This window comes from Paenibacillus sp. FSL P2-0322 (genome assembly GCF_037975315.1).
In the GTDB taxonomy this organism is placed as follows: domain Bacteria; phylum Bacillota; class Bacilli; order Paenibacillales; family Paenibacillaceae; genus Paenibacillus; species Paenibacillus polymyxa_B.
This window is the reverse complement of record NZ_CP150243.1, coordinates 2,796,165-2,811,164: the sequence shown is the minus strand read 5'-3', so window position 1 is coordinate 2,811,164 and position 15,000 is coordinate 2,796,165. Positions and strand designations below refer to the sequence as shown.

General features: G+C 44.3%; 11 protein-coding genes. 2 read left to right on the top strand and 9 right to left on the bottom strand.

Annotated features, from left to right (window positions below; all coding sequences use genetic code 11):
* Positions 1-129: 129 nt before the first annotated feature.
* From MKY24_RS12425 to MKY24_RS12385, 9 genes are all read right to left on the bottom strand, one after another.
* Positions 130-2,142 carry an ABC transporter permease gene (locus tag MKY24_RS12425; protein ID WP_339202134.1) on the bottom strand — a complete coding sequence of 671 codons (2,013 nt, stop codon included), beginning with the start codon at positions 2,140-2,142 and terminating at the stop codon, positions 130-132.
* Positions 2,108-2,887 carry an ABC transporter ATP-binding protein gene (locus MKY24_RS12420; protein WP_023988573.1) on the bottom strand — a complete coding sequence of 260 codons (780 nt, stop codon included), beginning with the start codon at positions 2,885-2,887 and terminating at the stop codon, positions 2,108-2,110. The genes MKY24_RS12425 and MKY24_RS12420 overlap by 35 nt, the downstream gene beginning before the upstream one ends.
* Positions 2,888-2,988: 101 nt before the next feature.
* Positions 2,989-3,975 (bottom strand): sensor histidine kinase, encoded by a 987-nt coding sequence (locus MKY24_RS12415; RefSeq protein WP_339202130.1) that lies wholly within the window; start codon positions 3,973-3,975, stop codon positions 2,989-2,991.
* Positions 3,972-4,673 (bottom strand): response regulator transcription factor, encoded by a 702-nt coding sequence (locus tag MKY24_RS12410; RefSeq protein ID WP_023988571.1) that lies wholly within the window; start codon positions 4,671-4,673, stop codon positions 3,972-3,974. Before MKY24_RS12410 ends, MKY24_RS12415 begins: the two co-directional genes overlap by 4 nt.
* A 489-nt stretch (positions 4,674-5,162) precedes the next feature.
* Positions 5,163-6,005 carry a carbohydrate ABC transporter permease gene (locus tag MKY24_RS12405; protein ID WP_025723644.1) on the bottom strand — a complete coding sequence of 281 codons (843 nt, stop codon included), beginning with the start codon at positions 6,003-6,005 and terminating at the stop codon, positions 5,163-5,165.
* Between the two features lie 28 nt (positions 6,006-6,033).
* Positions 6,034-6,912, bottom strand: coding sequence for a sugar ABC transporter permease (locus MKY24_RS12400; RefSeq protein WP_053325421.1), 879 nt, complete (start codon positions 6,910-6,912; stop codon positions 6,034-6,036).
* A 96-nt stretch (positions 6,913-7,008) separates the two neighbouring features.
* Positions 7,009-8,310 (bottom strand): extracellular solute-binding protein, encoded by a 1,302-nt coding sequence (locus MKY24_RS12395; protein WP_339202126.1) that lies wholly within the window; start codon positions 8,308-8,310, stop codon positions 7,009-7,011.
* 197 nt (positions 8,311-8,507) lie between these two features.
* Positions 8,508-9,602 carry a response regulator gene (locus MKY24_RS12390; protein WP_339202312.1) on the bottom strand — a complete coding sequence of 365 codons (1,095 nt, stop codon included), beginning with the start codon at positions 9,600-9,602 and terminating at the stop codon, positions 8,508-8,510.
* 4 nt (positions 9,603-9,606) lie between these two features.
* Positions 9,607-11,415: a histidine kinase gene (locus MKY24_RS12385; protein WP_076265395.1), complete on the bottom strand. Its 1,809-nt coding sequence runs from the start codon at positions 11,413-11,415 to the stop codon at positions 9,607-9,609.
* A gap of 176 nt (positions 11,416-11,591) precedes the next feature.
* On the opposite strand from MKY24_RS12385, the gene MKY24_RS12380 reads away from it, so the two are divergent.
* Together MKY24_RS12380 and MKY24_RS12375 are read left to right on the top strand one after the other, a co-directional pair.
* Positions 11,592-12,578 (top strand): LacI family DNA-binding transcriptional regulator, encoded by a 987-nt coding sequence (locus MKY24_RS12380; protein ID WP_339202122.1) that lies wholly within the window; start codon positions 11,592-11,594, stop codon positions 12,576-12,578.
* A gap of 82 nt (positions 12,579-12,660) precedes the next feature.
* Positions 12,661-14,937, top strand: a complete 2,277-nt coding sequence (locus MKY24_RS12375) for an alpha-galactosidase (protein WP_339202121.1) — start codon at positions 12,661-12,663, stop codon at positions 14,935-14,937.
* Positions 14,938-15,000: the final 63 nt, after the last annotated feature.

The window sequence follows — 15,000 nt, the reverse complement described above, 5'->3', positions numbered from 1 at the left end:
TTTCTTTGCACAACTCCCCATCAAGGATGTCGTGAATTGAGAACTGCATCTTCTATCATCCGTGCAGATTCCAGAAGGGAGGTATAATCCTGCCCTCCTGCTATTCTTTCACACACGGCTTATCGCTCTTTACAGCATCTTTAAATCCAATTGACGAAGGTACAGGAAACGTACAATAAGAAAGGAAAAGAATTGGATTGCCCAAAAGCAAAGCATAATCTGAATAAGCGTAAGATGAAAGGGTGCTACATTTATTCCAGATGGTTCTGACATAAATAAACAAAGCACTACTCCTACGGATGATACGACTAATGGCAGAAGAAATAGGAAAGCAATTTGTCTGGATGCAGCTCGTCTCATTTTCCTTGAGTTTAATCCGATTTTCGATAAAGCTCGGTATATTTCCTCATCCCGTTGAAGATCTACATACAATCTGAAATACAACAGACTTACAGTGCTTGCCAACATAATAATGGCGATAAATCCGCCAATAAATTCACTAATATTCAGATCCATCTCCGATGTCAAATAATCCACTGCTCTAGAGTTAAGTACCCCTTTGTTCACCTTGTTGGCCAACACGGAATACAACCATATCTCCTGTTGAGTTTCAGAAGTTTCTAATGAAAGTTGACCATTCTTCCATTTTGGCACAAAATAATAAACAGATTTGTATGCTAATGGAACATTGAAGTACCGTTGTTCAACTAAATGGTCGTAAGTTCGATCTGAAACAACAAGTAACCTTCCTAGTTCAGAGATGATGTTTTCAACAAACTTTATGCTGTGGTCTATCTTCTGAGTATCCATAATCTGAATATTCATAATCTGAGATTTTCCTTGATTGTAAGTTAGCTTTTTTTCAAAAAAGGTTTTCTGTTCTTCTAAAGACATTCCATTAGAATCAAAAATGAAAAAGCCTTGATGATCCCGAAGTGCGGCTGTCTGTTTTAGTTCCTTAAACCTGGAAGTAAGAGCTTCATAGTTGGATTGTTTCATCACAGGTGCGAACTGTTCACGAAAGGGAAAGATCAGTATTTCACTTTTCGAATAATCTACCCCAGCCGTATAAAGATTTTGGTCAATCTCTTTTTCAAGCTCTCTAGAACTTACTACATCAGAAGAAAGTGCAAATGAATAAGATTGCTCCCTTAGAAATCTTTTTTGCTGCTGCATGGAGTCAAAAGTTGACGCTGCTCCTACACAGGAAATGATAGAAATTAAGGTAATCAATGAAAATAATCCAGCATTATTCCTAATTTTGTATGTGATCTCAGATAACCATAACAAACGTGTTCCGCTCCAAGACCATTTCCTGTTAGCTCTAAGCAGTTGAATGAATAGTACACATAATTGAGTATAAAATAAGTAAGTACCAATAAACCCCATTACAATTGTGTATTTAAATGTGTCTCCAACCGAATAGTGCAATATATAAAAAGAAAGAGTCCCTAAACGATACGGTGCCAGATAAATGTATGGTGGAAAATCAAGCTTCATTAAATATACAGCCGCTCCTATTAACGCTATCGCAAGAAAGGAAAGACTCCATGAAGCTTTTAATTCCTTTTTGAGCTGTGGAACCTTGTTAAAAAGCTGCTGTAATTTAAAATGGCGTATGAAGAAAACAGACACAAGTGAGATCAATATAAACAAAAACATAAAGCCAATTCCTGTGAAAGCCAGTGCTTTCCAAGGAAAATAAAACGTTAAATACATTCCTATGACATTGGAGCCCAAAAGCAGAAAGAATTTCGCTGAAATAAATCCTCCGATAATCCCAGTAACCAAGGATAAAAAACCTATAATTAGATTTTCATATGCCACCAAAAAATAAATTTGTCTGTGATGTGTCCCTAAAATGGTCAGTATACCCAATTCTTTCTTACGTGCAGCAACAAAGATATGGTTTGTGTATAATACGAAAAAAAAGGAAAATACAAAAATCAACAGATCAGCAACTTGTAATCCTTTTTTTACATTAGCTGCTGTGATTGCATTTGAGACATCCGGGTGAAAAATAAATATCGCATATACGAAAAAAATCGAAATCATCAATGAACTGCTTAAATAATAAGGTACATAAGCACGTACATTGCGTTTGAGATTATTCCATGCTAACAGACGAAAGCTCATGTGCATGTCTACTTCCCCCCAAAAAGGAGAGCATATCTATGATTTCCTGAAAAAATATTTGCTGACTATGACTACGGTGGATTTCATTATATAACTCACCATCTTTTATAAAAATTACCCGATCACAATAACTGGCTTCCATTGCACCGTGTGTTACCAGCACGATTGTGGAATAATCTACACGGTGGATAAGTCCCAGCATTTCCATCACAACACGTGAAGACTTGGAATCGAGATTTCCAGTGGGTTCATCTGCGAGCAGGAGTGAAGGAGAGTGAATAATAGCCCTACCAATGGCTGCCCGTTGCTTTTGTCCCCCTGACACCTCATAAGGCCGTTTATCCAAAACATCAAAAATATCCAGTTTCTTCGCTACCTCTTCCAGTTTAAGCTCCATTTCCTTTAATCCTTTTTTATTCAGCATCAGAGGAAACAGTATGTTCTCTCCCAAAGTGAGGGTTTCCAGCAAATTAAAGTCCTGAAATACAAGTCCCAGCTCTTTGCGACGAAATAAAGCCAGCTTATCCTTCTTGAGCTGATTTAGATTTTCACCTTTAATGCAAACCTCGCCAGAAGTCGGCATATCAATGGTCGAAATCATGTTTAATAATGTGGTCTTCCCACTACCAGACGGCCCCATAATACCAACAAACTCACCTTGTTTGATCGTTAAATGGATGTTGTTAAGGGCTCGGTAGGGAACCTTGCCATAATATATTTTGGTGACTTGATCCATTCGTACAATCTCCATAATTCATTCCTTTCCTTGTTCTATGTTATGATCATAATCCATCCAGACAAGTGAAGCGATCGATTAACATTACAAAAACCTTAAATGTGTTGTAAGGTTTCTCATTTGTGAATTGAAAACAGGATTTGAACCGTTGTCCCTTCACCAACTGTCGATTTCAGTTGAATATCATGATTCAGTCTTTTGCAGATTTCAGACACCAAATAGAGTCCCATCCCGGTTGATTCACGATACTTCCGCCCATTTTCACCTGTATAATAAGCCTCAAATACCCGTTCTACATCTTTTTTAGGGATACCAATCCCCTCATCCTGTACTTCCAACACAATGACATGCTCTCTTACGTCAGACATTAGTTTCAGACTGTGGGCATGACCTGAAGAGTATTTCACCGCATTGGTCACCAATTGGTTAATTATGAATCTTAGCCACTTGGCATCGGTAATCACACTCAACTGCTCGTCCACTTCATTGGAAGGATAAATTTCGTTGCGAATCAATAATCTTTTGTTATCATAAATCACATCACTAACCAGTTTTCGTAATACAACAGGCTCCACATGAAAGTCAGGTTCAAAGGATTCCAATCGTGACATATACAAAATCATGTCCAGTCCTTTTCCCATTCGATCAATCTCATCGTGAATCTGATCCGATTCGGGATCTATTTTTCCTTTAAGGATTAAATGAATAACAGAAAGAGGAGTTTTCATCTGGTGAACCCACTGATTGATAAACGTAATATGATCGCGCTGCTGATGCTCTAACTGATGAATTCGGGACTGATACAATCGATAATATTGTAAAAGCAAATGTTGCAAAGAAGAGGCTAACGGATTAAGTACCTTCATCTGAATAAGCTCATCTAAATCTCTAATGTTTGCAGTGGATAATATGCGATATAAACCAGAGTACATGACATACTGGAAGAGCAAATAAACCAGCAATATGGAGGCCCCAAAAAAGACGGAATACAGGGCCGTCGACCAGTTACGGTAACCATCCATCCAATAGATACTTAACACAAGAAAAAGTTGGATGATATTAAAAATCACCAGCGAAAAATGGTCACGCCAAAAAAGCTTCACCGTTCTTCCTCCTCACTCAAGTGAAGCCGATAGCCAGCCCCTCTAACCGTCTCTATGATATCCCCTAGTCCCAGCTCACTCAGCTTTTTGCGGACCCGAGTGACATAAACATTCAGTGTGTTTTCGCCCACATATTGGTGATCATCCCATAAAGCCTCTAAGAGATGAACTCTACCCACAACCTGCTTAGGATACGTCATCAATAGCTCTAGCAGTGCTGCTTCCTTCTGGCTAATTTCTACCTGCTTGTCATGGAATACAAGTTCCATAATATCGGGATATAGCGTCAAATCTGCCACTTTTAAGGAACGTGATTTTGGGGCAACAGCATAAGAGCCATAGGCACGTCGCAGATTGCTTTCTACTTTGGCTAACAGTACTTCGGGATAAAATGGTTTCGTAATGTAATCATCTGCTCCGTTTTGCAAAGCAATGACCTGATCCATTTTATCATCGCGTGCAGAAACAAAAAGGATGGGGCATGTAGACTGAGTCCGTATTTGCCTGCACCAATAAAATCCATCAAAGCGAGGTAGATTCACATCAAGTAGTACCAAATCAGGCTTTACCTCTTGAAAGATAGCCAGAACTTGATCAAAATTTGAAACGTTAATCCCTTGATAACCATATTTCTCAAGATAAGATTGGAGCAAGGAACTGATTTGAGGATCATCCTCTACTATTAATATCTTTTGCATCGTGTTTTCTACCTTCTTAGTGCTTGAATTTTTAACAACTGATTTCTCTATATAATGCCTTTATTCGATCGTTCAAGCAATAACAACAATCTAACCCCCTTGGTTGTAGATTTAGGAGGTTTTCATGGTGGTGTATATTGAATCCCGAATAATATGCATGGTGCCGAGCACCAGAGTGATTAACAATATAATTATAATAACAATAACGGTGACTGTTATAATGGTTCTTTTAGGAATTTTTAATGTTTCATTGAAACTTTGCTTTGGATCTTTCAAAATCTGCTCACTTCTTTCCTTGCCTAGCTGTTTACCAGCATAACAGCTTCTACATAATGAACAACAGTTGAAACTTACAAAAACCTTTATTTTGTTGTAAGGTTTCTGATTAGCCACAAACCATCGTCAGATTAAACTAGCGTATGTACATAACAAAAATGCCCGGCTAGAGAATCTTTTTTCTGATTCTCAAGCCCGGGCATTTTATCCTCTCTATCCTTTTACAGCGGAACCCACCGTCATTGCCCGCTCCACTTGTTCACTCAAGAACAGATAGACTAGTACCATCGGTAGGGAAGCGATAGTCATAACAGCTCCCATGGCCCCCCAATCCGTGCTGTAGGAGCCCTGGAAGAAAAGCAAGCCTAGCGGCAAGGTCTTCATATTCTCATCAGAAATCAGAATATAGGCCAAAGTGAACTCATTCCAGTTGTTCAAGAACTGAAAAATGGCTACAGTTGCAATTGCAGGCATTGCAAGCGGCATAATGATTTTCAGGAACAGTCTATAAATATTAGCTCCATCCATACATGCCGCCTCTTCAATCTCCTTAGGAATTCCTGCCAGGAACCCATAGAAAATCATTGACGAGAAAGGAAGGCCAATTGCGATATAGGGAAGAATAAGAGCTCCATACGTATTCGTAAGATGAAAATCGCGAACCAGAATCGCCAGCGGTATCATAATAACCTGTAGCGGCATAAACATTCCTATGATCATATAAGTTCGGACAGCAGAACGAAACCTCCATCTCATGCGAGCCACTGCAAAGGCAAACATCAGTGCCAATAAAAGGATGAACAGAGTCGAAATCGTTGATACGACCAGACTGTTCAGAAAGTAACGAGGAATATTAAATTGCGTCCAAGCATTGATGTAATTTTCGTAACGAAAATGCGTTGGTAGTCCGAATGGGTTGGTAACAAAGATCTCATCATTGTTCTTCAACGAGTAGGAAACCATCCAGAACAACGGATAAATCGAAACAATCACATACAACCACAGCGGTATCTGCAGGACAGCTTGTCTGAACTTGCTCACAGCGGTTTTACTCATTTCGTTCTCCTTTTCAATACGCACCTCATCAGGCGGTTTGTCCGCGATCGAACAGCTTATTGATAACTAAAGTTGCCAGCAGCGAGATCAGTACAAGCAGCACAGATACAGCACACGCATAGCCATAGTTGCTCTCCATAAAAGCATAGCGGTAAATCATGAATGTCATTGTATAATTTGTAGTACCAGGTCCCCCGTTAGTCATAATCAGCATCTGCACAAAGGCGCCTATCCCAGAGGTAATCGCGATAATAAAGCAGAATTTGTACGTTTCCCTCATCAGAGGAAGTGTAACATGCAGATGCGCTCTCCATTTGCTGCAACCGTCAATCGTGGCGGCTTCAAAATAGTCCTCAGGTACTGACTTAACCCCTGCATATAGCAGCGCGAATTGATACCCCATAAACTGCCAGGCATTAACGAAGGCGATGGCAATAATTGATGCTGTCGGGGAGCTCAGCCAATTTTGCTGATACGGGATATTCAAAAGATCGAACAGCCGGTTGATCAGTCCGTTGGTCGGGTCGTAAATGGCGATCCACAGCTGGCACACCACAGTTACCGACAGAACAACCGGAATAAAATAAGCCGTTTTCAGTATTTTCCGCCCGCGTGTACGCGGGTCTGCACAAATCAGCGCCAATAGCGTTCCCAGTCCAATCTGAAAGACCACCAGTACAATTGCAAATATCAATCCGTTCTTAAGCGAAGTGGAAAGTAAAGGATCGGAAAAGAGCTCCCGGTAATTACTCAATCCCGAAAAGATCGGCGTACTAAGGCCATCCCACTCATAAAAGCTACGAAGAACGGTCTGCAGAACAGGATAAATCAGGATCACACTGTACAGGATCAAAGCAGGGAGCAGAAACAGTGCCAGCGCCGGTTTGTTCCCCAAATATTTATTCATGTGTTGCTTCCACCCCTTATTTTCGGGACGGCTCCCCCCCCAGCGACTTATGTCGCCAGAGGTTGCTTGTCCCTGGATTATCAGTTTTCTTTCTCCTCAGTTTTCTTTCTCCAATGTACTGTTCAGATTGTTCACAAAACCCTCTACCAAAAAGTTGTCCACCATCAGATTCTGGGTATTGTCATTGATTGTGTTCTGAATTTTGGTATTGCTCAGAAGCTGAGCATATTCCTTGGCGTTTGGCAGCAACTCTTTGGCGACTCGCTGCATCATTGCTGGAACATTGGAGGCGATTTGCTTATCCACTTTCGGCGAAACGATAGGACTTCCGAGTTGGGTATATTTGTACTCGGCTGACTTTGTCGCAAGGAATGCTGCTACCTTTACGGCAGTTTCCTTGTTCTCGCTACTCGACGATACTGCGTAACCCTGTGGCGAGCCTGCACCGTCGATAAAATATTTGGACTTCTCGTAGGTTGCTTCATCCTTTGCTGGCCAGTACATCCAGTCGACCTGGTCGCCCAGCTTTTCCTGTGAACTGTAAATTTCCCATTGTCCGTTCACAAACATGGCAGCCTTTCCCTGATAGAACAGGGACGATGCCTGATCATAATTGGTGTTCGTGGCATTTGCGTCGAACAATCCGGCTTGCTGCAATTGCTTCATCTGCTGTGCTGCCGTTACAAACGCTTCTGGCAATGCTTTTACACCTTTCTGATCAAGTGCTCCGAATCCTTGCGGCTGCTCTCTTGTGACCAGCCCATTATAAAAAGCAGTCGTAATCCACTTTTCCTTGGCAAAGATCGACATGGGCACATAACCTGCAGCTTTCAACTTTTTAGCTGCTTCGCCCATCTGATCAATCGTCTTAATCGGCGTTTCGATCCCCGCCTTCTCAAAAATCGACTTGTTGTAATAGATAAGCTGGAATTCAATGCCTGTATCCGGATAAGCATACACATGATTATCTGGAGCTACTAAACGAGATTCAACACCCGGATTAAGATTCTCCTTGAATTTAGCCGTTGTCTCATAGTTGTCCAGCACCTCGACATTTTTGGATTTTGCTAAAGTTTGCAGAGTTGGCCAATCCGTGAAATAAATATCCGGCATGTTTCCTGTCGCTGCATAAGTCTTCAGCTTCTGGTACCCGTCCTGAACGGCAGGATCCAGTTCAATCTCAACGTTTGGCATGTCCTTTTTGAGTTCTTCCACCGCATAATCGAACGGCTTGGTGGTATCGGCGTCAAAATGCTGCGCATATACCTTCAATTTGATCGTTGTGTCTCCCGTCCCGCCCTGGGAGGAAGCTGATTTATCTCCGCCACAAGCGACCAATCCAATAGACATGGTGAGCACTAGCAAAGCTGCACCCCAACTTCTGTAAGTTTTTTTCATTTGTTTAATCCCCCTCATGCAGTGTGTTTTATGTTTGCGCTTTCATTTGCATGACTACAGTATACTCCCGCTTCTTTTCTTGATTAAGGAATAAAACGGGCATAATCAGTAAAAAACGGGACAAATAGAGCAGCGGTTTTCCGTATAGGAAAACCGCCAGGCTTAAATCGATGTTGTTCTGCCTCGCAGGTCAAGAGCTACCTTTTTTGGAGTTGCTCATATTCAGTCGGTGTCATGCCAAAGCGTTTCTTGAAGCATTTGCTGAAATAATTGGGGTCACTGTATCCAACACTTTCAGCGATTTCCGCCAACTTCCGATTTCTGTTCAGTAAGAGCTCCTTAGCCTTCTTCATCCGAATGTGTGTAATATGATCCACTATGGAGAAGCCGGACTCCTTACGGAAGACGCGCCGCAGATAGCTGGCATCGACGAAAACCCCGCACGAAACCTGCTCAGCAGACAACTCTGTGTCTGCATAATGCTCCTCGATATAGGTGATCGCCGCAGCAAAAAGATTGGAAGCCTTCGTAGAGTGCATATTCTCCATCAATTGGATCAGCCTGCGGTACAAAGCGAGCATCCATCCTTCAGCAGCCTCCCAGGAATCTAACTCCCGAAGCCGGTCATAAGGAGACTTGTTCAAACCTTCATCCCATAGCCGATCATAAGGAATGCCGCGTTCACTTGCAAAGGAAAGTGCTAGAGATACGATTCCCATAAGCATCGCGTCCGCGTATTCATCCCCCCACTTATATATACTAAGCTGCTGGATTGCCTTACGGACTTCCTCTAACGTTTCACTGTCTTTCAATCGAAGGTCTAGCACGACTGCATCACGCAGATGGCCCAAATCAGGCATACTTGCTCTGCCGTGCAACGCTTCGCTACCATGCTTACCCCACTCGGTACTTTCGCTCTCCTGCAGAAACACCGGTAGTTTCGGCTTAATACGTTCCAACATCGAGAGCATTTCTTCTGCATTGAACGGCTTCAACAAATAATCCTGCACTCCGGTTCGAACCGCCTTCTGTAGGTATTCAAATTCGTTATGTCCAGATATGAATACAATAACGATGCGTTCGAACTTGACTTTCAACCTCTCGGCTAATTCAATTCCATCAATGAAGGGCATATTGATATCTACGAGGGCGAGATGCGGCTGATGCCGCTCGGCTTCTTGAAGTGCTTCCTGTCCGTTCCTTGCTTCGCAGCAAACCCGAAAGCCATGACTTTCCCAATCTATCTTTATACGCAGAAAGTCTCGGAACAGCGGCTCATCATCGACAATCATCACTTTATACATCTTGGTGTTCACTCCCCTTTGGCAGCATCGGCAACGACAGGTCAACAGTTGTTCCCTCCGCGAGAATACTTTGAACGGATATCCCATACTCCTCGCCAAAATACAGACTCAGTCGTTGCTGAACACTGTAGGTACCGATTGATCGTATTCCTTCTTTCGGTAAATGTCTGGACATAATTGTCTGAACTTGGAATTCATCCATCCCCACACCGTTGTCCTCCACCCGAACGATCACCTTATCACCCTGTTTAAAGGCAAAAATACGGATAAAACCTTTTGTTCCTTTCTTCTTAAGACCATGGTAAATCGAATTCTCGACAAGCGGCTGAAGCGAGAGCTTCGGGATAGGTGTACCTGCAAGCTCGGCAGGGATATCCACTTCATAGCGAAACACATCGGGATAACGGATTTGCAAAATCGTCAGGTAATCATCAGTAATCTGAGCTTCCTTTTCTAAAGTAATTAATTCCCGTCCCTTGTTCAGCACCATTCGATAAAAATCTGCTAGCGCTTTTGTAGTATCTCTAGCCTCATCATTACGATCTAACTCATTGAGTGCATAAATGGTATCCAAAGTGTTGTACAGAAAATGCGGTTTAATTTGGGCGCTTATCAGTGCGAGCTCATATTCACGCTTACGGTTCTGTTCCTGCCTTACCTCATCCAGCAGCTCCCGAACTCGTCTTACCATAAAGTTAAACGCTTCAGCAATCGTACCGATCTCATCCTCTGTGCGGACTGTCGTAACCGCTTGCAAGTCACCAGTTACTACTTTTCGCATGGCCCTAGTCAGTTGTTCGAGTGGGCTAACGACCATTTTGGATAGAAAGCTAGCGCCCAGCCAGGAAAAAACAAGGCACAATACGCCGATTAAGAGCGACAATCTAACATTTTGCCGGACATCAGCCGTAAGCAGGCTAAGAGATACGATATTGACCAACTTCCACTCCATCCGGTTATAATCAGTGACCGTTACCAGGTTACCCTCATACTCGAATGAGCACGTTCCTTGGGATGCATTAGGCGCACAACGTTGGATGGCCTCACCTAGCTGTGGATTCACCGGATTCATCAGCATCTCATTGTCTTCTGCCACCGCCACGCGCATTCCGTTATCTAAAAAATAATAAGATTTGGGCGCATCCGGATCGCTGGAACGGAAGTAATCGGACAAACCTTCTTCCTTCACTAACAAAAAAAGGGTTCCATAGGGTTCGCCCGTGTCTATATTAATGACCGTCTTCCCCAACGTCAAAACCGGAGAGTTCGGATCTGGTGTTAGGAAATCTCTCTTCTCCATATCAAACCAGAGTGCCTGTCCATAACTTTCGGATTCCCTTACCCGCTTAAGCATGCTATAGATCTTGCGATCATCCCCGCTTTCGGTATAAGAGGCGAAAATTGTTCCTTCATTATCAATGAATACAGCGGCATCCACCTCACGAAAGATTGACAAATCAATGGATAGGCGGCTCTGCATCAAGTTTCCAAACTGAATAGACTCCATCGCAGTACCAGGTTTGGCACCGTATGAATCATACATCCGGTTAATATTCGTCACCATAATATTGGCCGCTGTTTCCACACTGCTGAATATGTAATCGGTCCGAGACAAGATAAGCTGAGACTCATCGACCACGTTGCTGGTGGTTCGGTCTATCAAAGAACGGCTGAAAAGCTGGTTGGACAACAGTCCAAGAGTAAGCAGAGAAACAATAATTAGCGGAAGAAATACCGTTATAACCTTGCTTTTAAAGCGAAGTCGACCAAACCACTTACGAGCTAGTGACAGAATATTCAACTAGGACCCCTCCGTCATCAAGAGAATATTCATCATGTTAACACAAACAATCTCTACAGTAGTAGATCAAAAATAATGTTAAAAAATTCAACCGTCCATCTTGAAAGTGCTTTAAAGATGTGTTAGGATAAAGTCGATTTTTAGTAAAATTATTAACTAAAAAGGTGTGAGCTCTTTTGGCAACCATTAAAGACATTGCCCGCGAAGCGGGTGTGTCTGCCGCAACCGTTTCAAGGGTTTTAAATAACGATCTGTCACTGTCCGTAAGCCCAGACACCAAAAGCAGAATTTTTTTGGTTGCCGAGCAACTCGGGTATAAGCCTACCCGGCTGAGGCAATTAAAGCAGAATACGGAACGTGCTGGGAAAACGGTCTCTCTCCTGCTGTGGTGTTCTATTGAGGAGGAAAGAGACGATCCGTATTACGCCTCGATCCGTCGTGGAATCGAACTACGCTGTGAAGAGCTTGGACTGACGTTGAGCCAGACCTTGCGAGGCCGCTCATCCATCGGCACCCTGCAGAAGGCGGACGGTCTGATTGTTGTGGGCGGCGTTGATCCTGAAGAGGTATTCAAACTTCATCCTGACAAGAACACCATTGTCCTTGTCGACCAGTACCATGAACAGCTGGAGTATGATTCTGTACGACTTCATTTCCGGCAAGCTGTTGATCAGGCACTCGGACATCTACTTGAGCTTGGCCACCGACAAATCGGATTTATCGGCGGTAAGAGCGACGGTGAGCGAAGAGCGCATTATTTTGAACGATTCATGCGGGAACAGGGGTTGTACAATCCTCAATTCGTCCGTATAGGTGCCTGGAGTACCGCGGATGGTTATCTCATGATGAACGAGCTTCTAACCCAACAGGAACGACCGACGGCCTGCTTCGCTGCAAGCGATCCGCTCGCTATTGGTGCCCTCCGCGCCCTTCATGGACATGGAGTCAAGGTACCAGAGGATATGGCTGTTGTCGGCTTCGACGACATTGAGATGGCAGCCTTCGTGCAGCCTCCGCTAACCACCGTCCGTGCCTATCCTGAACAGATGGGAAAGGCTGCCGTGCAACTGCTCTCTGAACGGTTTGAGGGGCGTGAACCACCTGCGTACAGCGTGATCGGGACTAAGCTTGTCATTCGGGAGAGCTCATGCAAAAAAGGCTAACATCAGTACTTGAGAGTCTTATTGTCATTGATCAGTATCCTTACGTAAAACAATAATGATAACCCCCTAAGGAGTGAATATCATGAACATTCATGTTAACGAGACGCTTGGTTTGTTTCATTTGCAGTCCAAGGATTGCAGCTATATTATCCAGCTTGTAGAAGGATATCCCGCACATGTCTATTGGGGAGCTCAACTTCATCATGACCAAAGTCTCGCAAGTATATTGGAGCTTAGGGAGCGTTGCTCCTTCTCTCCCACTCCCGTTTCTTCCAGCCGTACAATTTCTTTGGACACGCTTCCACAGGAATACCCCCAGTATGGAACAAGCGACTTTCGTCAACCAGCTTACCAGGTTGCACTTGCGGACGGGACTCGGACTACGGAGCTGAAATATAGTGGTTACCGTATTGAACCGGGTAAACCAAAGCTCGAGGGACTTCCTTCCGTCTATACCGAATCGGATGATGAAGCCACAACCCTCTTTTTGATCCTTGAAGATCCATACTCTGGGCTTAAGACTACACTGCTCTATACTGTATTTGCGAATCACAGTGCCATTGCGAGGTCTACTCTTTTTGAACAAAAGGGAAGCGCTACCATGAATATTGAACACGCCATGAGCGCCTCTGTCGACTTCGCCGATTCCAACTACCAAGCTCTCTACTTACCTGGAGCCTGGGTTCGGGAAAGACATATCCAACGCCGCGATCTTGGACCCGGCTCCCTTCGGCTCGAGAGCCGAAGGGGTTCCAGCAGTCACCAAATGAATCCATTTCTGGCACTGCTTCGTCCTGATGCGACTGAAGATCGTGGGGATGTGTACGGTTTCAGTCTAATCTACAGCAGCAACTTCGTCGCACAGGCAGAAGTAGAGCAGTTCAACCAGACTCGTGTAAGTGTCGGAATCAATCCTTTTGACTTCTCCTGGCGGCTTGAGCCGGGTCAGTCATTCCAGACCCCTGAAGCCATATTGGTCTTTTCTGAAGAAGGTCTTGGGGGCATGTCACGCACCTATCACCGACTCTATCGCACACGTCTTTGCCGGGGGACTTACCGTGACAAAGAGCGTCCTATTCTCGTGAACAATTGGGAAGCCACGTATTTCGACTTCGACGCCGATAAAATCGAAGCGATTGCCAAGGAAGCAGGCCCCCTTGGAATTGAGCTCTTTGTTCTAGATGACGGTTGGTTTGGTAAGCGCGACAACGACGACAATTCGCTTGGGGACTGGTTTGAAGACCGTCGCAAGTTGCCTGGCGGCCTTGCCGACCTGGCCAAACGGGTTAATGAACAAGGATTACAGTTTGGCTTGTGGGTTGAGCCGGAAATGGTATCACCTGATAGTGAACTGTACCGCAACCATCCCGACTGGTGCCTGCATGCGGAAGGTCGGCGGCGGACGGAAGGCCGATCCCAACTGGTGCTCGATCTCTCCCGCAAGGAAGTATGCGACTACTTGTACGAGACGCTTAGCTCCGTATTCTCGATCGCTCCGATATCTTATGTCAAGTGGGACATGAACCGTAACATGACGGAGATTGCTTCGGCTACAGCTCCTAGCGAACGACAAAAGGAAACTGCGCACCGTTATATGCTCGGACTTTACGATCTGTTGGAACGTCTGACCTCCCAGTTCCCGGACATCTTGTTCGAAAGCTGTTCCGGAGGCGGTGGACGATTCGATCCAGGAATGCTCTACTATATGCCGCAGACATGGACCAGTGACGATACTGATGCCATTGAAAGATTGGCTATCCAGTACGGCACAAGCATCGTGTATCCGGCCAGTACCATGGGCGCACACGTATCGAATGTACCGAATCACCAGGTGGGGCGAATCACCTCCCTCGCTATACGCGGCGACGTGGCAATGAGCGGGAATTTTGGCTACGAACTTGACCTAACTGCCTTTACAAATGAAGAAAAGGAGCTCGCTGCCAAACAAATCGCCCAGTATAAGGAAATTCGTTCCCTTGTACAGCAAGGAGATATGTATCGACTCCTTAGTCCATTTGAGGGCCGAGGCGACACGGCCTGGATGTTCGTTAGCGAGGACCAGTCCGAAGCTTTTGCCGCTTACTTCCGTGTACTAGCTGAACCAAATGGCCCCATCCGGCGACTAACTCTAAAAGGACTTGATCCAAATAAAAAGTATATAATCGAACACGGGGCGACGGGCAACTCTGAAGTCCATACGGGTAATACCTTAGTGGAAGATGGCGGTTCCCCCTTCCGCGTAGCATTTGATGGAGAAATTTTCGGAGGTGACCGCCTAATGAGAATTGGGCTTGTGGTCTCCGATCTCACTGGAGATTTCGCCAGCTCTACCTTCCGCCTTAAAGCTGTCTCCTGCTAATCATGGACCAGCCAGTGACGATAAAAAAATTTAAACAAGGCAGGCCGATTTTCCGGCCTGCCT

What these genes read in the sequence shown, in the direction of transcription:
- MKY24_RS12425 (WP_339202134.1), bottom strand. Translation starts at nt 2,142, where the DNA reads ATGCACATGAGCTTTCGTCTGTTAGCATGGAATAATCTCAAACGCAAT.
- MKY24_RS12420 (WP_023988573.1), bottom strand. Translation starts at nt 2,887, where the DNA reads ATGGAGATTGTACGAATGGATCAAGTCACCAAAATATATTATGGCAAG.
- MKY24_RS12410 (WP_023988571.1), bottom strand. Translation starts at nt 4,673, where the DNA reads ATGCAAAAGATATTAATAGTAGAGGATGATCCTCAAATCAGTTCCTTG.
- MKY24_RS12405 (WP_025723644.1), bottom strand. Translation starts at nt 6,005, where the DNA reads ATGAGTAAAACCGCTGTGAGCAAGTTCAGACAAGCTGTCCTGCAGATA.
- MKY24_RS12400 (WP_053325421.1), bottom strand. Translation starts at nt 6,912, where the DNA reads ATGAATAAATATTTGGGGAACAAACCGGCGCTGGCACTGTTTCTGCTC.
- MKY24_RS12395 (WP_339202126.1), bottom strand. Translation starts at nt 8,310, where the DNA reads ATGAAAAAAACTTACAGAAGTTGGGGTGCAGCTTTGCTAGTGCTCACC.
- MKY24_RS12390 (WP_339202312.1), bottom strand. Translation starts at nt 9,602, where the DNA reads ATGATTGTCGATGATGAGCCGCTGTTCCGAGACTTTCTGCGTATAAAG.
- MKY24_RS12375 (WP_339202121.1), top strand. Translation starts at nt 12,661, where the DNA reads ATGAACATTCATGTTAACGAGACGCTTGGTTTGTTTCATTTGCAGTCC.